The sequence below is a fragment of the Streptomyces sp. NPDC002785 genome, from assembly GCF_040295565.1.
Lineage (GTDB): Bacteria > Actinomycetota > Actinomycetes > Streptomycetales > Streptomycetaceae > Streptomyces.
Genome location: NZ_JBEOVN010000072.1, coordinates 1 through 25,240 on the forward strand (window position 1 = coordinate 1; position 25,240 = coordinate 25,240).

Below are 25,240 nucleotides of genomic sequence, written 5' to 3' on the forward strand. Positions count from 1 at the left end.
ACCAGGGGAGGCCCCATCCGCTTCCTTCCTCCGCCTTGCAATCGAAGCCGCACGACGCCGCTCGCTGATCCGCTCCCTATCGTGGGGGAGGTCGTAAGACCGGCCGGCACATGGGGGCGGCGCCCACCCCCCCCATGTGCAGGTCGGTCTACGCGGCGCAGCCGATGTCACCCGTTCGGGAGAGACCGCAAGCGGTGACCCCCGGCCCTTCACGGGGTTGAGCCATACGGACAACCAGGCCCCGGATGAACGGACGTGCTCAACATGCCGCCACGGCTCAGTGTCGTCGTACCCGTCCACAACGTCGAGCTCTATCTGACGGACTGCCTGAAGTCCCTCGCGGAGCAGACCATGACCGACCTGGAGGTGGTGATGGTCGACGACGGGTCCACCGACAACAGCGCGGCCCTGGCCGCCGAGTTCGCCGAACAGGACGGCCGGTTCCGGCTGGTGAGCCAGGAGAACGGCGGACTCGGGCACGCCCGCAACACCGGGGTCCGCAACTGCGATCCGGGCGCCCGCCATCTCGCTTTCGTCGACAGCGACGACGTGCTCCCGCCCCGCGCGTACGAACTCCTCGTCGGTGCCCTGGACGAGACCGGCTCGGACATCGCGTCCGGCAATGTGCTGCGGCTGCGGGCCTCGGGCAAGCTCCAGCAGTCGCCCAACTTCCGCAAGCCCATGGCGACGACCCGGCTGCGCACCCACATCTCCCGCGACTGGGACCTCGCCGCCGACAGGATCGCCTGCAACAAGGTCTTTCGCCGGTCCTTCTGGGACGAACACGCCTTCGCCTTCCCGGTCGGCGCCCTCTACGAGGACATCCCCGTCGTCCTGCCCGCCCACTTCCTGGCCCGCTCCGTCGACGTGCTGCAGGACGCCGTCTACCACTGGCGCGACCGGGCGGGTTCGATCACCACCCGGCGCGCCGTCGTCCGCGGTGTCCAGGACCGGGTCTCGCACGTGCTGGGCGTCTCCACCTTCCTCGACGAGCACCGCGGCGCCACCGACAAACGGCAGTACGAGGCGCATGTCCTCGCCAACGACCTCTGGTACTTCATGGAGGCGCTGCCCGACGGCGACGAGGAGTACCGGCGCGCCTTCCTCACGTACGCCAACGAGTTCACGGATCAGGTCGACCCGGCCGTGCTCGACGCGCTCCCGCTGCGGCTGCGCCTGATGTGGCACCTCGTGCGCGAACGGCGGACCGACGAACTGCTGGCCCTGCTCGCCTTCGACAAGGCCGAGCCGGGAGCGTTCGCGGTACGGGGCGTGCGGCGCCGCAGCGCCTTCTTCCCGGCCCTCACCCGGCCGGTGCCGCGCTCGGTGCTGCGGGTCACCGACCGGGACCTGCCGCTCACCGCCCGGCTGCGGGACGCCCACTGGCGGGGCGGCAAGCTGCACCTCAAGGGGTACGCGTACATCCGGAACCTGCCCGCCACCACGCGAGGAAGCGAGTTCCGGGCCGGCTGGCTGCGGGCGGGGCGACGGCATGTGGTGCCGCTCCGGCTGCGCACGGTCGCCGAAGCCGAGGCCACGGCCCGGTCCCGGCAGAGTCTGCACGACTACGACCGGTCCGGCTTCGAGACCGTCATCGACCCGGCAAGGCTCCGCATCGATGCGGGCGGAAGCGAACGGCTCACCTGGCGCCTGGAGATCGGCATCGCCGGGCACGGCATGCTGCGCCGATCCGGCCTCTCGACGAACGAGGCGGCCGCACCGCCGCCCGTGCACCGGCCCGACGGCGACCACCGGATCGTGCCCGCCTTCGAGAGCGGCAGGTTCGTGCTGCACGCCGAGCGGATCGACGCCCGCTTCGAGACGCACCGCGCGGGCGACACGGGCGACGGCGCCGGCACCGTGGCGATCGACGGGATGATCCGCGACCGTCTCGGCAAGGGACCGCTGCGCCTCGCACTCACCCATCGGGCCTCCGGCACCTCCTTCGACTGCCCCGTGACCGTGCACGAGGGAGCCGTGCCCTCGGCGGCGGGATGGCGGCGCTTCACCGCCGATGTCCCGCTCGGCGCCTTCGCCGATGCCCGGAAGGGCGCGGGGGAGGGAGCGGTGCGCGCGCAGCTGCCGTACAGCCTGCATCTGGTCGGCCCGGACGGACGCAGGACACCGATCGATGTGCCGGGGCCCGTACTGCCGGGCCGCTACCCGTTGGACGGGGACGGAGACAAGCGGCGCGAACTCGGTCTCACCGCCAGTTCCCGAGGCAATCTGCTGATCAGCGACCGCATCGTGCAGCCCGCCGTCGACCTGGCGACCTGGACGGAGGACGGACAACTCCTCCTGGAGGGCACCTTCCCCGACGACTCGGAACGGCCCGTCGAGCTGGTGGCCCGGCACAGCGGGCACGGCGAGGAGGCCGTCTTCCCCCTCGTCTCCTCCGGGGCCGTCGGGGCGCGGCGGTTCAGGGCCGCGCTCCGGCCGGACGCCGTCGAACAACCCGGCGGGAAACTGCCGCTGGGCCAGGGCCACTGGTATCTCTTCGTCCGCGAGAAGGGCGCGAGGGACGACGCGTACGACGCCCCGCTGCGTATCCCGGCCGTCGCGCACCGCACCCTGCCTGCCGCCCGCACCCTCGCGGGCCGGAAGTACCTCATCGAACGGCGCTTCCACGACCAGCTGCTGATCGACTCCGCGTCGGTGCTCACCGCCGCGGAACGCGGTGCGCGCGGCAAGCGGCTGTTGCGCGAGGCGTACCGGGGCCTGCGCATGGCACCTCTGCGCGACACAGTGCTGTACAGCAGCTTCGACGGCCGCCAGTACTCCGACTCGCCGCGCGCGATCCATGAGGAAGTGGCACGGCGGGGCGTCGAGTTGGAGCATCTGTGGGTGGTGCGTGACCAGCAGGCCCGTATCCCGGCGGGCGCCACGGCCGTCGAGCACGGCTCCGCCGCCTGGCACGAGGCGCTGGCCCGCAGCCGTCACATCGTCACCAACACCCAGCTGCCGGAGTGGTTCGAGCGGCGTCAGGGCCAGTGCGTCGTCCAGACCTGGCACGGCACCCCCCTCAAGCGCATCGGGCTCGACCTCGCGGGCACCGCCCAGGCCAACGCCGCCTATATCGCCACCATCGAGCAGCGCGCCCGGCAGTGGAGCGTCCTGGTCTCCCCGAACCGCTTCTCCACCCCCGTCCTGCGGCGCTCGTTCGGCTATCAGGGCGAGGTCCTGGAGTGCGGCTATCCCCGCAACGACCTGTTCCACGCCCCGGACCGGACCAAGGTCGCCGCGGCGGTACGGGAGAGACTCGGCATCCCCGAGGGCAAGCGGGTCGTGCTGTACGCGCCGACCTGGCGCGAGGACCGGCCGCAGGGCAGCGGCCGTTACGCCCTCGACCTGCAGCTCGACCTGGCCGCCGCCGAACGCGAACTCGGAGCGGACACTGTCCTGTTGGTCCGCCGGCACTATCTGGTCACCGACCGCCTCCCGGACAGTGGCAGCGGCTTCGTCCGTGACGTCTCGCTCTATGGGGACGTCGGTGAGCTGATGCTGATCGGCGACGCACTGGTCACCGACTACTCCTCGCTGATGTTCGACTTCGCCCAGACCGGCCGCCCGATGCTCTTCCATACCTACGATCTGGCGCACTACCGCGACACCCTGCGCGGCTTCTGCTTCGACTTCGAGGCCCGCGCCCCCGGCCCCCTGATTCCCGGCTCCACCGGACTCATCGAGGCGCTGCGCGACCCGGAGCGGGCCACCAGGGGGCACGCGCAGGCGTACGAGGCATTTCTCCGGGACTTCTGCGACCTGGACGACGGACACGCGGCGGCGGGGGTGGTCGACCGGATGCTCCAGGGCCTTGACCGGCCTTGACCGGCCCTGACCGCCGGACCCCGGTCCGCGCAGCCCGGCCGGTCCCGATACCGGCCGGGCAGGGGGCCCGGGGCCACCATGCCCCCTGAACCGTTCGAGTGATTCCGGAATTCGGACGTTTGCGCAGATACGCAGGGCATTGAAGTCGCGATCCATATAAGTGTGGTCATCGGTGCGTTACTCAGTGTCTTCGGGTTGCTACGTTCTGTTTTCATGGGTACCCGAATGCGATACGAATCCTGGGACGTACAGCGGGCGAGGGTGGTGGTGCTCATTGCTGCGGCCGCAGGTCTCCTCACCCGCATGCTGATCGCGGCGAATATGCCGGGCCCGGCCGACGTGCGGATCTTTCAAGGCTTCGCACAGGCCATCGTGCGTTACGGCCCCATTCGGATTTACGAACATCCGCTGCCGGGACTGCCCGTCTACAACCACCCGCCACTGGCCGGCTGGATGCTCCTCGGTCTGAATGAACTCTCCGAACTCGGAATTCCGTTCGGAACGCTGATCAGATCACCCGCATCGATCTCCGACTTCTTCTGCGTGCTCCTCGTGTTCGAAATCGTGCGTCGGCGCAGCTCCGTGGGCGCGGCGGTCGCCTGCGGTGTGGGCGTGGCCGTCAGCCCCGTACTGATCGCCACCTCCGGCTATCACGGCAACACCGACGCGGTCGCCATCACGTTCGCCCTGACCGCCGCCCATCTGCTTGTGGACCGGAAGTCACCGCTGGCCGCCGGGGTGTGTGCCGCGCTCGCGATCAGCGTCAAGTTCATCCCGGTGGTGGCGGTCCCGGCGCTGTTCGTCGTCGCGCTGCGGGCGGGCCGGCCGGCGTTCATCCGATTCACCGCCGGGTTCACCGCCCTCGTCGCCCTCGTCTGGGGGCCGGTCCTGGTGACCGTGCCGCAGAACCTCAAGGAGAACGTCCTGGAGTACGCGGGCGGTGGCTACCGGCTCTGGGGCCTCGTCCGGTTCGCCGACGCGCTCGGCCTGCCGCAGTCCTTCATCACCTTCATCCAGGGCGAGGGCCACTTCCTCTTCGTGCTGGCCTGTGTGGCGGCCGGGGTCTGGCTCGCCCGGCTGCGGCCCGCGCAACTGCCCGGTGTCGTCGCCGTCACGATGGGCCTCCTGCTGCTGCTCTCCACCGCGTCCGCCCTGCAGTACCTGACCTGGGCGGCCGCCGGGCTGTTCGTCATCGGGTTCTGGGAAGGCGCCACGTACAGCTGTCTGCTCGGCCTGACAGCGGTCATCGGTTACCAGGGACGCTCCGCGTTGCGCTGGAGCGAAACGGTGCTGCACCTCGGCGAGGCCGGCTGGTTCGTCCTCGCCGTCGGCGTCGTCAGCGGAATCCGCAAGATCCTCGCCGCGCAGCCGGCCGTACCTCCGCAATCCCCCGCCGAGCGGACCTCGGTCCCGGCGCCCTGCACTCCGCGGTCCACCGGTTCCGCCGTCAACTGACAGCCCCTTCCAAGCACCGAGCACCGATCGCAACTGGAGAACGCCCCGTGAAGGAAAGCCCGAGCCCCAGGATCGGCATCCTGGTGGTCGCGTACAACGCCGAGACGACGCTGGAGAGGACCCTCGACCGCATTCCGGGGGACTTCCGGTCCAAGGTCGCCGAGGTCCTCATCCTTGACGACGCGAGCCACGACGCGACCTTCACCGCGGGCTGCCGCTGGTCGCAGACGGAGGGATTGCCGCGGACCGTGGTGATGCGGCACACCAAGAATCTCGGATACGGCGGAAACCAGAAGGCCGGATACGCGCTGGCCGCCGAACACGGACTCGACATCATCGTGCTGCTGCACGGCGACGGGCAGTACGCCCCCGAATTCCTGCCCGACATGGTCGCACCGATCGAACGCGGCGAATGCGAGGCCGTGTTCGGATCGCGGATGATGAAACCCGGATCCGCTCTCAAGGGCGGCATGCCGATGTACAAATGGCTGGGTAATCGCATTCTCACCCGCCTGGAGAACACCCTGCTCGGCTCGCAGCTCACCGAATTCCACTCCGGGTACCGTGCCTACAGCGTCGCGGCACTCAAGAAGCTGCCGATCCACCGGAACACCGACGCGTTCGACTTCGACACCCAGATCATCGTCCAGCTGCTCAACGAAGGAATGCGGATCAAGGAGATCCCCGTACCCACCTACTACGGCGACGAGATCTGCTACGTCAACGGCATGAAGTACGCGAAGGACGTCGTCAAGGACGTCCTCGAATACCGGCTCGCCGTCAAGGGATTCGGCACCTGCGCCTGGATCCCCAAGCCCGTCGAGTACGCATTCAAGGAGGGCGACGGTTCCTCGCACGCCGTCATCCTGGAGAAGATGCGCAGCCTCGCGCCCGGCCGGGTCCTCGATCTCGGCTGCTCCGGCGGCCTGTTCGCCCAGCGCCTCGAAGCTCTCGGCCACGAAGTGACGGGCGTGGACTACGTCGAGGTCCCCGGCGTCCGCGAGAAATGCACCCACTTCCACCTCGCCGACCTGGAGGAGGGGCTGCCCGTGGAGATCGGCGCCGACTACGACTACGTCGTCGCCGGCGATGTGATCGAGCACCTCTCCCGCCCCGAGCGCGTGCTCGCCGAGGTCGCCACCGTGCTGCGGCCCGGCGGCCATGTGCTGCTCTCCGTACCGAACTTCAGCCACTGGTACTCACGGCTGCGGGTCGCGCTCGGCGTCTTCGACTACGACCGGCGCGGCATCCTCGACGAAACGCATCTGCGCTTCTTCACCCGGGCGAGCCTGCGCCGCACGGTCAGGAACGCCGGCTACGACGTCCTCCACATCACCTCCACCGGGGCCCCGTTCTGGGCGCTGCTCGGCGGCGGACCGCTCCCGGCGGTCCTGGGCGGGGTGTCGAAGCTGCTCACCCGGATCCGGCCGACGCTGTTCGGCTATCAGCACGTCGCACTGCTGACCCCGCATGCGGCCGAGACGATCACCGCTGGAGAGCACGTCGATGTACAGGACATCCTCAACCGACCGTACGCCACTGCCGACCGGGTCGGCGTCTGAGGCCGCCGTCCCGCGTCCCACCCCCGTCCCGCCGCCCGAAACCCCGGTCGCCACAGTCAGGAGCAAGGCCTTGACCCTCCCCAGTCTGATGCTGCTGCTGTTCGCCGTGTTCTCGTCGGCGGGCGGCCAGATCATGCTGAAGCACGGGATGAAGGGCGCCGCGGCCGCTGCCGCGCAGGGTGGCGGCTCCGTCGCCCTGCGCGCCGCGACCAGCCCCTGGGTCGTCCTCGGCCTGGTGGTCTTCGCGGTGTCCGCCCTCGCCTGGATGACCACTCTGGCCAAGGTGCCGCTGTCCATCGCCTACCCGTTCAACGCCCTCGGGTATCTGCTGATCGTGCTGGCAGGGGCGACCGTGCTGCACGAGCGGACCTCGATGTGGACCTGGGGCGGCTCGCTGCTCGTGGTCGTCGGCCTCTTCACGGTGATGGCGGGCCAGCAACGCTGAGAGCCTGTCGGGTGACCTTCGATCAGAGGTCACCCGACAGGCTCTGAGGGTGCGTCGTCGGACGGGCCCCGTCCTCAGGTCCGTCCGGCGACCGGCACAGCCTCCCCCAGCAGCACCCGGCGCACCACCCGCTCCGCGGCGAGCCCGTCGTCGTAAGGGCAGAACCGGGCCCGGAACGCGGCCCGCAGCGTCTCGTTCGCCGGGCTCTGCCAGCTGCCGTCGAGGAAGATCCGGGCCAGCTCGTCCGTATCGGTGGAGACCGCCCCAGGGGTGTCGCCCAGCTTCCCGGACAGCAGATCGAAGCAGACTCCCCGGACCGTGCGGTACGTCTGCCAGTCGGGCGCGTGCACCACGATCGGGCGGTCCAGATGGGCGTAGTCGAACATCACCGACGAGTAGTCCGTCACCAGCGCGTCCGCCGCCAGGCACAGCTCCTCGATCCGCGGATGGCCGCAGACATCGACGAGCGAAGGGTGCTCCGGCAGCCCGGCACCCTCGTAGAAGTAGTGGGCGCGGACCAGCACCACGGTGTCCGGGCCGAGCGCCTCGCAGAGCCGGACCAGGTCGAGCCGGCTGGTGAACGCCGCCTCGTAGTCGCGATGCGTCGGCGCGTACAGGATGGCGCGCCGGCCGGGCAGGATACCGAGCGCCTCTCGGATCTCCGCGATCCGCTCGTCCGTCGCCGTCGCGAAGACGTCATTGCGCGGATAGCCCGATTCGAGGGACTGCGCGGTGCCCGGATAGGCGCGTGCCCACACCTCGGTGGAGTGCGGGTTGGCGGAGACGCTCCAGTCCCACCGGTCGACGCGCTGGAGCAGCCGGTCGAAGTTCAGTCCCTGGGCCGCCGCCGGATAGTCCTGCTGGTCGAGCCCCATGATCTTCAGCGGGGTGCCGTGGTGGGTCATCACATGGATCTGGCCGGGGCGCTTGACCAGATGGTCGGAGAAGTTGACGTTGTTGAAGAAATACGTGGCCCGGGCCAGCACCTGCCAGTAGCGGCGGGTCCCCGGCACCACGTGGTCGATGCCTTCGGGCACCGTGTCCACCTGGTTCTTCGACACCACCCATACCCCGCGCACCCGCGGGGCCAGCTCCTGGGCCTTGCGGAAGACGGCCTCCGGATTGCAGCTCACCCCGCGGTTCCAGTACGCGGCGTAGACGGCTAGCCCGGGGTCCAGCGGAAGCCTGCGCTGCCACCAGTAGTAGCGCGTGGACAGGGTGCGCCTGGCCCGCGCCCGTACCGCGCCGGGCGCCGCCCGCAGGCTCCGGCGCAGGGCCAGGACGGTGTCGAGGGCGCCGAGCACGACGTACCGGCCACCGCCCATCAGCTTCGGCCGCAGCCCCTTCTCGCCGCCCGGGAAGCGGTGCTCCTCGGGCCGGTGCGCCCGGTGGAACGCCGCCACGGACCGTACGTATCGCCTGCGCTGCCGGGTCACCGACGGGTAGCCGGAAAGGAGTTCCCAGGCCGCCCGCTCGAAGAGCAGTGTCCGCACGGGATGCAGGAGCGGTCGGTCGCGTACGAACTCCATCAGACCGGCGAACGCGTCGACGAGCTGGTGCGGCGTCGAGCCGTCCGCCGGTTTTGCACTGTCGGCCGGAACGGGCAGGTGGCGCCGGCTGCGGTGCTCGACGCAGGCGGTGGGGAGTACGGCGACGGATTCGGCCGCGGCGAGGGTCTGGAGTGCGTACATTCGCTCCCCGTGCTGCCCCGGCCCGAAGGACAGCTTCTCGCCCTCGTGGAGGGTGCGGCGCACGGCGCGGTTCCAGGAGACCGGTGCGATGTCCAGGAGTACGGGGTGTGCGGGCAGGGTGAGACGGCCCTCGGGCAGTTCACCGAGCAGCTCCAGCGACCGGGTCGGGCGGGGGCGGCCCCGGAACGGGCGCCTGTGATGGCCGAACAGCAGCAGTTCGGGGTCACCGGTGGCATCCAGCCGGTCGGCGACGGCCTGCAGGGCGCCCGGCAGGTGGACGAAGTTGCCCTCCAGGAAGAGGAGATACTCCCCGACGGCCCGCTCGGCCCCGGCGTTGCGCCGCCCGTGCGGCCCGGCCCCCGAGGGCAGATGGATGGCCTGCACCCGGTCGTCCCTTGCGGCGAACTCGTCGAACAGCAGCCCCGAACCGTCCGGCGCACCGTCGTCGACCCCGATCACCTCGATGTCCGTGAACGATTGCGTGAGCACTGACTCCAGGCACTCGCGCAGCTGTCCTCGGGCGTGGCGGACGGGGATGATGACACTCAGCCGGGGCATGCGGGCTCTTTCTCGGACACGGGGCTACGGGGGAGGAGTGCGGTCAGGTGTGGTTGGTGGGCTGCGCCCCGGCGAGGCCGAGGCCTGTGGACGCCTGCCGGTCCGCGGGGATCGCGGCGGTGGCCGGCGCCGAGGCCGGGACCCGAGCGGGGTTGCCCGCCGCTGGTGCGGGCCGCCGCTGCGCCGGAGGGATCGCGGGCGGCTGCGCGGCCGTGTCGCCCAGGAAGACCCGGCGCACCACGCGCTCCGCCGCGTGCCCGTCGTCGTACGGACAGAAGCGCTCCCGGAACGCCTCGCGCAGCCGGGCGGAGCGGGCTCCGCACCAGTGGCCGGTCGCGAAGATGTCGAGCAGTTCGTCCTCGCTGTGCGCGATTGCGCCGGGCGGGCAGGAGTACAGGTCGAAGTAGGTGCCGCGGGCCGCTTCGTACGCCTCGCGGTCGCCGCAGTGGATGATGACGGGCCGGTCCAGATTGGCGTAGTCGAACATCAGCGACGAGTAGTCCGTGATCAGCGCGTCCGAGGCGAGCGCGAGCGCCTCGACGCAGGGGTGGCCGCTGACGTCGATGATCCGTGGGTGCGGTTCGCGGACCGGCGGAGCCTCGTACGAGTAGTGGGCGCGGCTCAGGATCACCACGCCCGGACCGAGGACCCGCAGTACGCGTGCCAGGTCGAGCACGGTGTGCTGGTCGCGCCGGTAGTCGCGGTGCGTGGGCGCGTAGAGCAGGGCGAGGGCGCCCTCGGGGATGCCGATCGACTCGCGCAGCCGCGCCACGTCGTCGGCGGTGGCCCGCTGGTAGATGTCATTGCGCGGATAGCCGTACTCCAGCGTCGCGCAGCTCGCGGAGGCCGACGGGTAGGCCTTCTCCCAGACGAGGGTGGAGTGCTGGTTCGCGGAGAGGGAGTAGTCCCACTTGTCGACATTGGCGAGCAGCCGGCCGAAGTCCGTCCCGCGGGCCGCCGCCGGCCGGTCCTGGAGGTCGAGTCCCATGGTCTTGAGCGGTGTGCCGTGGTGGGTCTGGAGCAGCACCTGGCCGCGCCGCTTGATCAGCCGCCGGTCGAAGTTGACGTTGTTCACCAGATACCTGGAGCGGGCCAGCGCCCGCCAGTAGCCGTACGTCCCGGGCGTGAGCCGCTGTGTCGTGGTGGGCACCGTGTGCGCGTCCTCGGGGCGGCAGATCCAGGCGGTCCGCAGGCCGGGGACCAGTTCGCGGGCCTTCGCCTCGATCGCGGCCGGATTGCAGGCGTAGCCGCGGTGCCAGTACGCCGCGAACACCGCCCGGTCCGCCTGGACGGGCAGCCGCAGCTGGATGCGGTAGTACGCCTGAAGAGCGGCGGCCCGCAGTATCCGGCGGACGGCCGCGGTGCCCTTCCGCAGCCGGCCGTGCAGCAACTGTGCGGTCCACAGCGCACGGTACGTGCGGCGTGCGCCCAGCCGGATCAGGCCGTGGCGCAGCCGGGCGCGGAGCGGGGCGGGAGCGCCCGGGGTGCGGTAGCGGACACAGTGGGCGCGGGCACGGCGGAAGAACGCGGCGCGGCTGCCGCGCGGCAGCCTGCCCGGGGTGGTGAACAGCGTGCAGAAGTGGTCGAGCATCCTACGGAAGATCACCGGACGCCAGGGCGCGAGTTCGGGGCGGGCGTCGATGAACGCGAAGACCCGGTCGTACTGGTCGAAGATGTCGAAGTGTTTGCGGCTGGTGGTGGCCAGGATGTTGCCCTGGCGCCGCTGCCGGTAGCCGACGCACACCCGGTCGAGGACCGCGAGCGAGCGGGCGGCAAGCAGCACCGGGTACGTCCAGGGCGTGTCCTCGTAGTAGCCGGGCGGGAAGGCGAACCCCTCGGCCTCGACGAACGCGCGGCGGTACGCCTTGTTCCAGACGACCATCAGGACCTTCAGCAGTCCGGGCCGGCCGGCGAGCGTGAAGGTGGCGGGGCCGGTCTCGGCGAGGTGCTCGGCGAAGGTGTTGCGTACGCTCTCGCCCGTCCAGTACGTACGGGCGTAGTCGTAGACCAGGACGTCCGGTTCCCCGGTCTCCTCAATCCGGTCGGCGACGGCCCGCAGGGCGCCGGGGGCGAGGGTGTCGTCGCTGTCCAGGAAGATCAGATAGTCGCCGGTGGCCTGTGCGATCCCGGCGTTACGGGCCTGGCCCAGGCCCACGTTCTCCGGCAGATGCAGGGCCCGCACCCGATGGTCCCGGGCGGCGAACTCGTCGATGACGGCGCCGCAGGCATCGGGTGAGCAGTCGTCCACCGCGATGAGTTCGAAGTCCTCGAAGGACTGGGTCAGTACCGAGTCCAGGCTCTCGCGCAGGTACGCCTGAACCCGGTACGCGGGCACGATGACACTGAACCGGGGCACAACACATCCATGGGTCGTTCGCAGCGCGGGTGGGCGGTCCGCAAACTTCCGATGGAGTGACAGGGTTACGCCAAAACGTGGCAAACCCGCGAAATGGCAGGTGGGGTGGTCCTGTTGCGGTGAAACAGGACCACCCCGCATTGACGTACAGCTGTGCGTGCTACTTCACCGCGCCCGCCATCACGCCTGAGACGAACTGACGCTGGAAGGCGAAGAAGACCGCAAGCGGAATCACCATCGACACGAAGGCGCCGGGCGCCAGCACATCGATGTTGTTGCCGAACTGCCGTACCTGCTGCTGCAGGGCCACCGTGATCGGCGGGGAGCCGGAGTCCGCGAAGATCAGTGCGACCAGCATGTCGTTCCACACCCAGAGGAACTGGAAGATCCCGAGCGAGGCGATCGCCGGACCGCCCAGCGGCATCACGACCCGGGTGAAGAGCCGGATCTCGCCCGCCCCGTCGAGCCGGGCCGCCTCCAGCAACTCCCTCGGGATCTCCGCAAAGAAGTTACGCAGCAGGAAGATCGCGAAGGGCAGACCGAAGGCCGTGTGAAAGATGATCACGCCGAAGGTCGTCTCGAAGATCCCGACCGCGCCGAAGAGCTTGGAGACGGGGACCAGGGCGACCTGAACCGGGACCACCAGCAGCCCCACGACCACGAGGAACCACCAGTCGCGGCCGGGGAACTCCATCCAGGCGAAGGCGTATCCGGCCAGTGAACCGATCACGACGACCAGGACGGTCGCCGGGACGGTGATCAGGACGGTGCTGAGGAGGGAGTGGGTGATGGTCGAATTGTCCAGCAGCCGGGAGTAGTTGTCGAAGGTGAGCTGGGACGGGGCCGTGAATACCTTCCACCAGCCGGTCGACGCGATGTCGTCCGCGCCGCGCAGCGAGGACAGCAGCAGCCCGATGGTCGGCATCAGCCAGAACAGGCCCACCAGGATGAGGAAGACCCGCATCACACCGCCGCCGGCGCGGGCGGCGATGCGCGCACCGAGGGACTGCTCGGCCTTCACCTGCCCTTTTGCCGCTGTCGTGCTCGTGGCCGTGTCCGACGCTGTCGTCATCGGCGCCCCTCCTTCCGGATCCGGCGGACATTGCTGTGCTGTCCCGGGGGGCAACCCCCGGACCCCCGGCAGAGGGAGGCGGTCGTGGTCGGTGCTCTCGTCATCGGCGCCCCTCCTTCCGGATCCGGCGGACATTGAAGAACATCACCGGGAGAACCAGCAGCAGCAGGAGTACGGCGATGGCGCTGCCGATCCCGAGGTCGGCGTCCGTGCCGAACGAGGAGCGGTAGAGCTGGAGCGCCAGCACATTCGCGTCGGCCAGGGAGGAGCCAGGCGCGATGATGAAGACCAGGTCGAAGACCTTCAGAACGTTGATCATCAATGTGACCAGCACCACCGAAAGGACGGGCGCGAGCATCGGCACCGTGATCCGGCGGAACACCTGCCACTCGTTCGCGCCGTCCACCCGGGCCGCTTCGAGGAGTTCACGCGGCAGGCCCGCCAGGCCCGCAGCGATCAGCACCATCGCGAACCCGGCCCACATCCAGACGTAGGAGCCGATGATCCCCGGTGTGACCAGGGTCGGGCCGAGCCACTCGACTCCGTTGTACGGCTCCTTGAAGTTCGAGACGGGGAGGCGGAGTTCGGTGCCGTCGGCCGAAGCGGGCAGGGTGAACGTGCCGTCCGCGCCCGCCGTCGCCGAGGCGACCACCTTGCCGTCCTTGACAGCCTCGACCTCGATGCCCTTGAGCCCCAGCTCCTTGGCGTCGATGACATTGGGGCTGCCGCCGCCGCCCTTGGTGAAGTCCAGCCACGCGGTACCGGTGATCTTCCCGGCCTCCGCCGCGGCGGCCTTCGCGGGCTTCGCGTCCTTCGGCATGTTCGCCGGTGCCACACCGACCAGCGGCAGCTGCGCCGGCTGTCCGGCCCGTACCGGCGCCTTGGTGACGAACGAGCCGCCGCCGCCCGCCTTGAGCGGGTGGACGGGCAGCGGATGTGCCTTCGGGTAGCCCGCCGAATCGGTGAACGTGTCGTGCACACCCACCCATACGGCGTTGGCGACCCCGCGCTCCGGGGCCGCGTCGTACACCAGCCGGAAGATGATGCCCGCGGCGAGCATGGAGATCGCCATCGGCATGAAGACGACCAGCTTGAACGCTGTACCCCAGCGGATCCGCTCCGTCAGCACCGCGAAGATCAGCCCGAGCACGGTGGAGACCGTCGGCGCGAACACGACCCAGATCGCGTTGTTCTTGACCGCCGTACGGATGGTGTCGTCCGTGAACAGCGCCTTGTAGTTGTCGAGTCCGGCGAAGCCCGTACCCGACTGATCGAAGAACGACCGGTAGACGGAGTACCCGATCGGATAGACCACGAGCGCGCCGAGCAGTACCAGCGCGGGCGCCAGGAAGAGCGCCGCGATGACCCGGCGGGTGCCGGTCACGCTCCTGCGGCTGCGTTCCGGGCCGCCGGCTGAAAGGCCGGACGGCTTTCTGGGTGCGGGTACCGACGGCCGGCCGGACGGATGCTTGTCGGCGGGGGGCACCGCGTCGGCGCCCCCCGCTGCGGCTGTCGTCATCCCGTCAGCTCTTGTACGCCTTGGCCGCGTCGGACTCCAGCTTCGCTTGAGTCCCCGCGATGTCCTTCGGGTTCTTCAGGAAGTCCTGGAGGGTCTTCCACTCACCCTTCCCGGGCGTCCCGCCGAACGACTGCGGGGCCTGGTCGGACATGTCGAACCGGACGGCGTCACCCGCTGCGACCAGCGCCTTCGCCATCGTGCGCTGAACCTCGTTCGGGTACGCGGATGCGTCCAGGGCCTTGTTCGGCGAGATGAACCCGCCCTGCTCGGCCATGATCTTCGCCGCGTCGGTCGAGCCCAGCCAGGTCAGCAAGGCCTGGGCGCCCTTGCCGTCCTTCAGTGCCACCGCCGCGTCGCCACCCGTCACGACGGGGGACTCGGCGCCTACCGCCGGGAACGGGAACACCTTGGCGTCGGTCCCGATCTTCGCCTTCGTCTGTGCGATGTTGACGCCCACGAAGTCGCCCTCGAAGACCATCGCGGCCTTGGGCTGGTCACCGCCGGTGAAGGTCTGGGTGACCGAGGCCGGGAATTCCGTCTGCAGCGCACCGTTGGCACCACCCGCGATCAGCGACGGCTTGCCGAAGAGCTGCGCGAGTGTGGTCAGCGCGTCCTTGACGGACGGGTCCGTCCACTTGATCTTGTGCTGGGCCAGTTGGTCGTACTTCTCCGGGCCCGCCTGGGAGAGATAGATGTTCTCGAACCAGTCGGTGAGGGTCCAGCCGTCCGCGCCACCGACCGAGACCGGGGTGACACCCGAGGCGGAGACCGTCTCGGCCGTCGCCAGGAAGTCCTTCCAGGTCTTCGGCTCAGCTGCGCCCGCGTTCTCGAACGCCTTGGCGTTGTACCAGATCAGGGACTTGTTGGCGGCCTTGAAGTAGACGCCGTACTGGGTGCCGTCCACCACACCGAGGTCCTGCCAGACCTTCGAGTAGTTCTTGGCCAGCTGGGCCTTGGCCTCGGGACCGACCGGCTTGGCCCACTTCTTCTGGGCGGCCTGCTGGATCGCGCCGACCTGCGGGATCATCGCGACGTCCGGCGGCTGGCCGCCCGCGATCTTCGTACCGAGGAAGTTGACGATCGGGTCCTGCGCCGGGACGAAGGTCACCGTCGCCCCCGTGCGATTCTCGAACTCCTCGAGAACCTTGACGAAGTTGGCCTGCTCGGCTCCGGTCCAGACCGCCGCGACCGAGAGCGTCTCCCCGTCCAGTTTCGGTAGGGCGACGCTCGACGAACTCTCCTTGCTGCCCCCGGAGTTCTTTTCCGGCTTTGTTTTTCCGCTGTCGCCGTCGTCACCGCAACCGGTCAGAGCCAGTGCGCCGATGGCGGTGAACACCATGGCGGCCCTGCTGATCCGAAGGGTTGTGCGCATCGCTGCCCCGTCTCTCACATCGTTGTATGCGCACAGTCCTACGCCCGGTGTACGGGTGCCGCAATACCGCTTGTCGTGTCAACTCGTTGATCGTGATCGGCTCGTGACGTGCGGTCAGTGGATGTCCGGACCCGGTGCTCTCTCAGGAGCGGACGGGCCCGAACGGGGCTATCGGCTCGGCATTCACCGACCGGGCCGCCCGCTCCAGCGCACTGGCCAGCAGCGCCAGGTCCGTCGGACCGTTGCCCAGCTCGCGGACCGGGCGCCGGGTCGGCGGATCGCCCATCCGCTCCCACTCCAGCGGGACGACGGTGGGGCGCAGGGTCGCCGTACGCGGAATACGCCCCGTCACCCTGCCGCCCTGGAATGGTGTCACCCGCCCGTCCGGATGCCCCAGCCGGCCACGGCCGGGTGCCGGACCCTCCGGCGACGGCGGGACGACCGGCGCGTCGAGCACGATGCGCAGCCGGGCCCCGTGGGCCAGGTCCGTGTCCTCCGTACGGTCCGGGCGGGCGGACGTCGCGACCAGGTGGACGCCGAGCCGGCCGCCCTCCCTGGCCACGGCCTCCAGGGCCCGTACGACCGAACCCGCGGCGGGGCGGCCGGGGCTGCCGAGCGCCGGGGCGACCAGCGCGTCGAAGTCGTCGACCAGGACGACGAGCCGGGGCAGCGGGGACGGGCCGGGGTCCGTGGACCGCGCGGCGGCAGGCCGCAGCCGGAGCGTCCCGCTCATCGGGGAGTCCACGTCCGCGCGCTGCTCCGCGGCGCTCGGTGGGCGCTGGGTGGCCATCCGCTGCGCCATCTCGTGCCGGTGGTGCCACTCGGTGAAGTCGTACTGGCCGAGCAGTTCGGCGCGCCGCTTCAGTTCGCCGCCCAGCGCCTGCGCGAACTCGCGCATCCGAACCGGATCCGAGGCCACCAGGTGCGTGAACGCGTGCGGGAGTTCGGTGCACGGGCTCAGGCTCTCGCCGCGCTCGCCACCGGCGCCGTCGACCAGGAGTATGCCCAGCCGGTCGGGCCGGGCGGCCGCGGCCAGCGAGGCGGCGACGGCCCGCAGCAACTCCGTACGTCCGCTGCCGGCCGGCCCCTCGATGAGGAGATGGGGGCCCTCCTCCGCCAGATCCACACTGACCGCGCCCCGGGGCCCGGCCCCGAGCACCACGACGGGCCGCCCGGCGGCCACGGCAGCCGTGCCTTCGGCGCAGGCGGCTGCGGGCGTGCCCGTGTTTGATTCCACGGCGGTACGTGCGCCCGCCGCTGCGCTCCCGGCGCCTCGCGCCACGACCTGGGGTGTGTCGTCGCCGCGGGGCCCACTGACCCGGTTCGAGGTCCGCCCGGATCCGGCGGAACGGAGACTGTCGGCCTCCTGGACATCACCACCGCCCCAGGTACCGGCCCCGGGAATGGTGCGGGAGCTCGGGGTGTCCCCGGACGAACTGCCGTAGCGCCCGCCGCCGGCACGGGGGGCGGAGGCGCCGGGGTACGGGGTGCGTCCGGAGCCATGGGCGTCGTGGGCGGCGTCGCGCGCGAGGCCGTGGCCCGCGGTGCCGATGTGGGTGGTGGTTTCGCTGCCGGGATACGGGGTGCGCCCCGAGCCGGGGGCGTACCCGCCCGCGCGGTCCGGCCCCGGTGCGCCGCCTGTGCGCTGGGCGCCCACGCGGGGGCCCGCACTGCGCGGGTACTCCGTACGGCTCGAACCGCGGGCATCCGCGTGGGCTGCATCCGTACCGGCGCCGGCGCCCGCCGGCCCGCCCGTCCAGCGGCCCGAACCGCGGACCGTGGCGCCGGGCTGGTCGTCCGCGGTGGAGGCCCAGCGGGCCATCAGGGAGGCCGGGGTGGCACGTGCCAGACCCAGTTCGTCCAGCAGTCGGGCGGTCGGCGGGAGGGCGGCCGACGCGGGCCGGCCGTGGGCCGTGGCCGCTCCTTCCGTACGCAGCGGGGCCAGTGCCCGGCCGAACCGCTCGGCCCAGTGCGCCGACACCGCGTCCACCGCGGCGACCGTGCCGCGGCCCGCGGCCCGGCCGCCCGCCGTGCGCAGCAGCCGCAGTGCCGTCGCCACATCGCCGCTCAGCATCGCCACCGCCCCGCACTCGCGGAACGCTATCGAGGCGTGGCAGGCGGCCTCGTACGTCGCCGCGACGGGTGAGGTGGGCGTGGCGGCCGGGGTCTCGGCCAGACAGATCAGATGGATCCCGGCAGCGGCACCCGCGCCGGCCAGCCGGGCGGTGTTCTCGCGCAGCACCGACGTGCCGGGGTCGCCGTCGACGACCACCACGGTGTACGGGCCCGAGTACTGCCCGGCGGCCTCGGCGACCGTGCTCCGGTCCAGGCTCGCCCAGCCGGGCCCCAGCGGCCCGTCGTCCAGCCGGCGCACCAGCTCCGTCGTACGGGCGACGGCCTGCTCGCGGTCGTACGCGAGGAGCAGCCGGCAGTCCTGGCCGTGCAGGGGGCGCAGATGAGGCAGCCAGCCGAGCCAGGCCCATTCGCGCCTGCGCTCGTCCGCGCTGCGGGCGCGGTCCGTGCAGATCAGCACGATCTCCAGATCGGCGGGGGAGTGCAGCGCGGCGAGCTGCGCCACCGCCGAACGGGCGAGTCCGGCCAGCCGGGTCCGCGGCCCGGCGAGCCCGAGGGAACCGGCCTCCCGCAGCCCCACGGTGACCGGCACGGCGGGCAGCTCGGCCCGGTCGGTCGTCCCCAGGCGCACCACGAGCGCCTCCGGGTGCGCGGTGTCGCGCTCCCACAGCCGGGGGCCGGGGCCGAGCGCGGTCAGCAGCACGGCCGCGGGGTCGGGCCAGCTGCCCTCCGCGGCGGATGCCGATGGTGCTGCGGGGGAGGCGGGGGCCGGGAACGGCAGCTCGGCCGCACCTGCCTCGTCGGGTGTCGCCTCGTGCATCGCTTCGCCCTTGTTGCCCGCGAGTCTGCGCGCCCAGGCGCCTATCCCGCCCCGCCGGTGTGTCCCGTCGTCCGGGAAGCGGGGAGAGCGCTCGGAGGGGGACTGGCGGCGGGTGTCGGCCCACCCGCCTTCGCCGCTCCCGTGCGCGTGACGGTCGCCGGGCCCGGCGTGTGCGGCGGGTCCGGGGCCGGCTGCGGCCGGGGCGTACCCGTGACCGGAGCCGTGCTTCTCGGCGAAGCCGCCGTCGGCGGCGGCCGCGCCTGTCGTACCGGCCACCCGCAGATGCCCCTCGCCGTCCGGGGCCGTCGCCAGCGCCGGCGTACGCGCGCCCGAGGTCAGCCGGAGCGTCGATTCGCCGAGCCGCAGCAGCGCACCGGGCTTCAGACGGACCGGGCGGTCGCGGACCTCCGTACCGTCGAGCAGGGTGCCGTTGGTGGAGCCCAGGTCCGCCACCGAGACCAGGCCGTCCTCGGAGACCGTCACCGTGCAGTGCAGCCGGGACACATCGGGGTCGTCGAGCGGGACGTCCGCGTCGGCGGAGCGGCCGATCCGGATCCGGCCGCCGTGCAGCAGATGGACCCCGCCCGCGTCGGGCCCCGCGACCACGTGCAGCTGCGCCGGAACGGTGTCGTCCGCCGCCTCGTCCTCGCCGGGGACCTGGAGCGAGAGCACCGCTCCGTCGACCAGCGGGGGCTCACCCAGCGCGCACCGCTGCGCGTCGAGCCGTTCACGCCCGGCGAACAGCACCACCGCACCGCTGCCGAGCGAGCCATCGGGCCCGGAGACGGCGGCGGCCAGATTGGACGCCACGGTGGCGAGCGCCGTCCCCGGCGGGGCGGTGACCAGCACGTCGCAGGCGCGCGCCGGGGTCTGGCCGCTGCGCGGCGCGAGGACGGTCAGCCGGATCTGCATCGCCGTCAGCGGTCCCTTCTGCGCGGGGCGCCGGGCAGGGGAAACGCCCTGTGATTCCCCCCACCCGACACGGGCGCGTCGTCCGGTACAGGTTTGTCACGTGCCGCAGGGCTCCCTACCCCACAGTCCGTGCTGAAGGCATCCTCGCACCTGCCACTGACAACACGCCCGGGGGTCACCGTTAAGTGATCTTGAAAGGTCAGGTGTGCGCCTATAAGTGCCTGCTTGGAACGTTCGCCGCGGTGGCGGATCCGTTCCGGGAGAGCAGCCGGAACGATTCATCGCACGTGTGTGCGGCAACCATCGCCCCGGTGTGAGCGTCTTGTTCCGCAACCGGCCGGTATCTCCTCGAGGAGGCGATCGGCCCGGCGACCAAGGGTGGCGGCGGCAACCGGGCGGACCAGCCCGACTCCGTCGGTCACCCCACTAGAGTGGGCCGGAACTCCCGGGCGGATCCGGGAGCACCGCAAGTACCACGATCAGCAGGGAGCGCATGACGTGCGGCCGGTAGGCAGCAAGTACCTGCTCGAGGAGCCGCTGGGACGCGGCGCCACGGGCACCGTCTGGCGTGCCCGCCAGCGGGAGACCGCAGGCGCCGAAGCGGCCGTCGCAGGCCAGCCCGGCGAGACCGTGGCGATCAAGGTCCTGAAGGAGGAGCTCGCCAACGACGCGGACGTCGTGATGCGGTTCCTGCGCGAGCGCTCCGTGCTGCTCCGGCTCACCCACGAGAACATCGTGCGCACCCGTGACCTGGTCGTCGAGGGAGACCTGCTCGCCCTCGTCATGGACCTGGTCGACGGCCCGGACCTGCACCGCTACATCCGCGAGAACGGCCCGCTCACCCCGGTCGCCGCCGCTCTCCTCACCGCGCAGATCGCGGACGCGCTCGCCGCCAGCCACGCCGACGGCGTCGTCCACCGCGATCTGAAGCCCGCCAACGTCCTGCTCGACGAGCGCGACGGCCAGATGCACCCGATGCTCACCGACTTCGGCATCGCGCGCCTGGCCGACTCCCCGGGGCTGACCCGGACCCATGAGTTCGTCGGCACGCCCGCCTATGTGGCGCCCGAGTCCGCCGAGGGCCGCCCACAGACCTCCGCCGTCGACATCTACGGCGCGGGCATCCTGCTGTACGAGCTGGTCACCGGCCGCCCGCCGTTCTCCGGCGGCACCGCCCTCGAAGTCCTGCACCGGCACCTCAGCGAGGAGCCCCGCCGCCCCTCCACCGTCCCGGCGCCGCTGTGGACGGTGATAGAGCGCTGCCTGAGCAAGGACCCGGACCAGCGGCCCAGCGCCGAGAACCTGGCCCGCGGACTGCGCACCGTCGCGTCCGGCATCGGGGTGCACGCCAGCTCTGCCCAGATCGCGGCGGCCGACGGCGTGGGCGCCCTGCTCGCACCCGACCCGGCGCCCGCGGCCGTTCCCCAGACCCCCGGTGCGGCCGACCCGACGCAGGTGCTGCCGAGCAACGCGGGCTCGTACGATCCGAACGCGGCGACCAGCGTCATGCAGCACGCCCCCGGTCCGGGCGGGCACGCCGACCCGACCTCGGTCATGCCGCCCGTACCGCCGAGTCCGGACGGCTCTTCGCAGCCCGAGGGGCAGCACCCCTGGCAGTCCCAGCTCCAGGCGGCCCGTGATCGCAACGAGCAGACGCAGGTCCAGCACCTCGACCCGAGCCAGGACCCGCTGCGCCGCCGCCCTCAGCGGCCCCAGCCCCAGCCCCAGCAGCGGCCGCAGCAGCCGCAGCAGCCGCAGCAGTACCGGCAGCCGCAGCAGTACCCCCAGCAGCAGCCTCAGCACCAGCCCCAACAGCAGTACCAGCGGCAGCAGTACGCGCCCCCGCAGCAGCCGCCGCCCCAGCAGCCGGCCCCGCGGCAGCCCCGCGAGCCGAGGCAGCGCAGCGCCAACCCGATGAGGATTCCCGGCCTCGGCTGCCTCAAGGGCTGTCTGTTCACGCTGGTGCTGCTGTTCGTCGCGGGCTGGCTGATCTGGGAACTGACCCCGCTGCAGGACTGGATCGGCCAGGGCAAGAGCTACTGGCAGGCGATCAGTGACGCCTTCTCCAGCGTGACCGACTGGGTCTCGAAACTGGGCGGCAGCAGCGGCCTCTGAGCGGCCGACGCATCATCAACTCTGTAGCTATATCGACTTCTGCGGGTCAATTTCTGCCGCATTTCGCCCGCAGAAGTGAAGGTTGGCGCCATCGCGGGCACTCAACCCCCCGATCGACGCGTAACTTTGTCGACCGGGGGTCATGAGCGACGGTCCATCGCCAGCCGCTGAGGGAGCAGTCTTGGCACGGAATATCGGCAGCCGGTACACCGCACACCAGATCCTGGGGCGCGGCAGCGCCGGCACGGTGTGGCTCGGCGACGGGCCCGAGGGCCCGGTGGCCATCAAGCTGCTCCGCGAGGACCTCGCGTCCGACCAGGAGCTCGTGGGCCGCTTCGTCCAGGAGCGCACCGCACTGCTCGGCCTGGACCATCCGCATGTCGTCGCCGTCCGCGACCTCGTGGTGGACGGCAACGACCTGGCTCTGGTCATGAACCTGGTACGGGGCACGGACCTGCGCACCTGCCTGGACCGCGAGCGGCGTCTCGCGCCCGAGGCCGCCGTCGCGATCATCGCGGATGTCGCCGACGGCCTGGCCGCCGCGCACGCCGCCGGGGTGGTCCACCGTGACGTCAAGCCGGAGAACATCCTGCTCGACATGGAGGGTCCGCTCGGCCCCGGCGACTCGCACCCGGCGCTGCTCACCGACTTCGGCGTGGCCAAGCTGATCGACACCCCGCGCCGCACCAAGGCCAGCAAGATCATCGGTACGCCGGACTATCTGGCCCCCGAGATAGTCGAGGGTCTCCCGCCCCGCGCCGCCGTCGACATCTACGCCCTCGCCACGGTCCTGTACGAACTCCTCGCCGGCTTCACGCCCTTCGGCGGTGGGCACCCCGGCGCGGTCCTGCGCCGCCATGTCACGGAGACGGTCGTCCCGCTCCCGGGCATCCCGGACGAGCTGTGGAAGCTCCTGATCCAGTGCCTGGCCAAGGCCCCAGCCTCCCGGCTGCGCGCCTCCGAGCTCGCGGCCCGGCTGCGCGAGCAGCTCCCGCAGCTGGCCGGCATCCCGCCGCTGGACGTGGACGAGCCGGACGCCGAACCGGAACCCCGGGCGTACGACGAGCAGCAGTACACCCCCGCACCCGAGGAGCCCCGCCGCCGCGGCGCGGTCCCCCTGGTCCCCGGCTCGTCCACCGACTCCAACCGGGACACCCACACGAGCATGCGTGTCCCGGCCCCCGACGAACTGTCCGGCGGCCCCCGGGGCACGGCCAGGGCCCCGCGTTCCCCGGGCCGGCCCCGTCCGGGCTCGGCCCGCAACAAGTCCGCGGCCGTCCGCAAGCGCCGCCTGACGCTGGGCGCCGCGGCGCTGGTTCTGGTGGTGGCGCTGGGCGTGGGCGGCTGGCTGGCGCTGGGCGGCGACGACGCGGACGCGCCTGCGCAGGACACGAAGAACTCGGCGCCGGGAACACCCTGATCCCGCGGGGCCCCGTGGGATGGTTCCTGATGGCTTCCAGGGCCGTAGGGGCCCCTGGCGCCCCAACGCCGTACGGCCCCGGGGACGCGCCGCCCACACGGTCGCGGAGTCGTGATCATGCGGCCCGAGGAATGTCCGTGCCGACAGCCGTTACGCTGGACCCGTGGCAGTCGTCGATATTTCCGAAGAGCTGAAGTCCCTCTCCTCGACCATGGGGTCGATCGAGGCCGTCCTGGACCTGGATGCGCTGAGGGCGGACATCGCCGCGCTCGAGGAGCAGGCGGCCGCGCCTTCCCTCTGGGACGACCCGGAGGCGGCGCAGAAGATCACCAGCAAGCTTTCGCACCTCCAGGCCGAGGTCCGCAAGACCGAGGCCCTCCGCGGCCGGATCGATGATCTCGAGATCCTCTTCGAGCTCGCCCAGGACGAGGGCGACGCCGATGCCCTGGCCGAGGCCGAGTCCGAGCTGGATTCGGTCAGGAAGGCGCTGGACGAGATGGAGGTCCGTACGCTCCTGTCCGGCGAGTACGACTCCCGCGAGGCCCTGGTCAACATCCGCGCCGAGGCCGGTGGCGTGGACGCCGCCGACTTCGCCGAGAAGCTCCAGCGCATGTACGTCCGCTGGGCCGAGCGGCACGGGTACAAGACCGAGGTCTACGAGACGTCGTACGCGGAAGAGGCCGGCATCAAGTCGACCACCTTCGCGGTCCAGGTGCCGTACGCCTACGGCACGCTCTCCGTCGAGCAGGGCACCCACCGGCTCGTCCGGATCTCGCCCTTCGACAACCAGGGCCGTCGCCAGACGTCCTTCGCGGGTGTCGAGGTGCTGCCCGTGGTCGAGCAGACCGACCACATCGAGATCGACGAGTCCGAACTGCGCGTCGACGTGTACCGCTCGTCGGGCCCCGGCGGTCAGGGCGTCAACACCACGGACTCCGCGGTGCGCCTGACCCACCTCCCGACCGGCATCGTCGTCTCCTGCCAGAACGAGCGCTCGCAGATCCAGAACAAGGCATCCGCGATGAACGTCCTCCAGGCGAAGCTCCTTGAGCGTCGCCGCCAGGAGGAGCAGGCGAAGATGGACGCCCTCAAGGGCGACGGCGGCAACTCCTGGGGCAACCAGATGCGGTCGTACGTCCTGCACCCGTACCAGATGGTCAAGGACCTGCGTACGGAGTTCGAGATGGGCAACCCGGAAGCGGTCTTCAACGGCGAGATCGACGGTTTCCTGGAGGCGGGCATCCGTTGGCGCAAGCAGCGGGAGAAGTAGGCGGGCCTCAGCAGCCTGTTGCTGCTTCCTGTTCTTACGGCGGTGCCGGAATCCCCACGGGGTTTCCGGCACCGCCGTTTTCGTCGGGGACGGGTGCGAGGAGGCGGAACCGGAAAGGGAGTTGGGGTTCCGAGTTGCGCAGGTACGGCGGTGAGCGCGTCACAGTCGTGATTCCGAATCAAGGTCAACTGCCGTCAAACCGGTGCAGATTACACGGAACGGCCTTGACGTAGTCCTTAACTGTGGACAGGGTGCTAGGGCAGCATGCGTATGTCCGGGACGGATGCGAACGGGGGCGGGCGGCACGGCCACGACTCGATGTGGCGCCGTTCGGAGCGAACCCCGCAGAGCAGAGGCCTGCATATGGCTGCTCCACTGACGAGAACAGCTACTGGGGGTAGCAGCAGATGACCAAGAAGACGCGAGTACGCGTCGCGCGCATAGCCGCGGGTGCGGTGATCGCCGCGGGCGCCTCGCTCACCGCTGCCGGTGCGGCGTCGGCAGCCGGTATCGGAATCGGGATTGGCGTGGATGCCAGTGACGCCTCCGCCGACGCCCAGGTCGGCATCGCCGGCGAGGCCGACGGTGGTAACGGCGGGGATCCTGGTGGCGTCGACCAGGGCGGCACCAACCAAGGTGGCGACCAGGGTGGTGCCGGTGACCAGGGTGGTGCGGGCGACCAGGGTGGTGCCGGTGACCAGGGTGGTGCGGGCGACCAGGGTGGTGCCGGTGACCAGGGTGGTGCGGGCGACCAGGGTGGTGCCGGTGACGT

14 protein-coding genes are annotated in these 25,240 nt (G+C 71.0%); 7 read left to right on the plus strand and 7 right to left on the minus strand.

Features of this window, described 5'->3' with window-relative positions:
* Nucleotides 1-264: 264 nt before the first annotated feature.
* The 4 genes from ABTZ94_RS18700 (at nt 265) to ABTZ94_RS18715 (ending at nt 7,290) form a co-directional block, all read left to right on the plus strand.
* Nucleotides 265-3,828, plus strand: coding sequence for a bifunctional glycosyltransferase/CDP-glycerol:glycerophosphate glycerophosphotransferase (locus tag ABTZ94_RS18700; RefSeq protein WP_351202157.1), 3,564 nt, complete (start codon nt 265-267; stop codon nt 3,826-3,828).
* Nucleotides 3,829-4,041: 213 nt separating this feature from the next.
* Nucleotides 4,042-5,283 carry a glycosyltransferase family 39 protein gene (locus tag ABTZ94_RS18705; RefSeq protein ID WP_351202158.1) on the plus strand — a complete coding sequence of 414 codons (1,242 nt, stop codon included), beginning with the start codon at nt 4,042-4,044 and terminating at the stop codon, nt 5,281-5,283.
* A gap of 47 nt (nt 5,284-5,330) precedes the next feature.
* Nucleotides 5,331-6,845, plus strand: a complete 1,515-nt coding sequence (locus ABTZ94_RS18710; RefSeq protein ID WP_351202159.1) for a methyltransferase domain-containing protein — start codon at nt 5,331-5,333, stop codon at nt 6,843-6,845.
* 70 nt (nt 6,846-6,915) lie between these two features.
* Complete coding sequence (locus tag ABTZ94_RS18715) at nt 6,916-7,290, plus strand: DMT family transporter (protein WP_351202160.1); 375 nt, start codon at nt 6,916-6,918, stop codon at nt 7,288-7,290.
* A gap of 74 nt (nt 7,291-7,364) precedes the next feature.
* On the opposite strand, the gene ABTZ94_RS18720 is transcribed toward ABTZ94_RS18715, so the two are convergent.
* The 6 genes from ABTZ94_RS18720 to ABTZ94_RS18745 all read right to left on the minus strand — a co-directional run bounded on the left by ABTZ94_RS18720 (nt 7,365) and on the right by ABTZ94_RS18745 (nt 19,663).
* On the minus strand, nt 7,365-9,539 hold the full coding sequence (locus tag ABTZ94_RS18720) for a bifunctional glycosyltransferase/CDP-glycerol:glycerophosphate glycerophosphotransferase (protein WP_351202161.1): 2,175 nt from the start codon (nt 9,537-9,539) through the stop codon (nt 7,365-7,367).
* A gap of 43 nt (nt 9,540-9,582) precedes the next feature.
* On the minus strand, nt 9,583-11,895 hold the full coding sequence (locus tag ABTZ94_RS18725; protein WP_351202162.1) for a bifunctional glycosyltransferase/CDP-glycerol:glycerophosphate glycerophosphotransferase: 2,313 nt from the start codon (nt 11,893-11,895) through the stop codon (nt 9,583-9,585).
* A 160-nt stretch (nt 11,896-12,055) separates the two neighbouring features.
* Complete coding sequence (locus ABTZ94_RS18730; RefSeq protein ID WP_351202163.1) at nt 12,056-12,967, minus strand: carbohydrate ABC transporter permease; 912 nt, start codon at nt 12,965-12,967, stop codon at nt 12,056-12,058.
* A 100-nt stretch (nt 12,968-13,067) separates the two neighbouring features.
* Entirely contained in the window at nt 13,068-14,486 is a 1,419-nt protein-coding gene (locus ABTZ94_RS18735; RefSeq protein ID WP_351202164.1) for a carbohydrate ABC transporter permease, read from the minus strand.
* Between the two features lie 4 nt (nt 14,487-14,490).
* Nucleotides 14,491-15,858, minus strand: a complete 1,368-nt coding sequence (locus tag ABTZ94_RS18740; RefSeq protein ID WP_351202165.1) for an ABC transporter substrate-binding protein — start codon at nt 15,856-15,858, stop codon at nt 14,491-14,493.
* A 142-nt stretch (nt 15,859-16,000) separates the two neighbouring features.
* Nucleotides 16,001-19,663, minus strand: coding sequence for an FHA domain-containing protein (locus ABTZ94_RS18745; protein ID WP_351202166.1), 3,663 nt, complete (start codon nt 19,661-19,663; stop codon nt 16,001-16,003).
* 498 nt (nt 19,664-20,161) lie between these two features.
* Here ABTZ94_RS18745 and ABTZ94_RS18750 point away from each other — a divergent pair, with 498 nt between their 5' ends.
* The 3 genes from ABTZ94_RS18750 to prfB all read left to right on the plus strand — a co-directional run bounded on the left by ABTZ94_RS18750 (nt 20,162) and on the right by prfB (nt 24,468).
* Nucleotides 20,162-21,778, plus strand: a complete 1,617-nt coding sequence (locus ABTZ94_RS18750; protein ID WP_351202167.1) for a serine/threonine-protein kinase — start codon at nt 20,162-20,164, stop codon at nt 21,776-21,778.
* Nucleotides 21,779-21,959: 181 nt separating this feature from the next.
* Complete coding sequence (locus ABTZ94_RS18755; protein WP_351202168.1) at nt 21,960-23,198, plus strand: serine/threonine-protein kinase; 1,239 nt, start codon at nt 21,960-21,962, stop codon at nt 23,196-23,198.
* A 163-nt stretch (nt 23,199-23,361) separates the two neighbouring features.
* Nucleotides 23,362-24,468 (plus strand): peptide chain release factor 2, encoded by a 1,107-nt coding sequence (prfB, locus tag ABTZ94_RS18760; protein WP_351202169.1) that lies wholly within the window; start codon nt 23,362-23,364, stop codon nt 24,466-24,468.
* Nucleotides 24,469-24,722: 254 nt separating this feature from the next.
* Here prfB and ABTZ94_RS18765 read toward each other — a convergent pair.
* On the minus strand, nt 24,723-25,240 hold a 518-nt coding region (locus ABTZ94_RS18765), incomplete at its 5' end, for a hypothetical protein (RefSeq protein WP_351202170.1).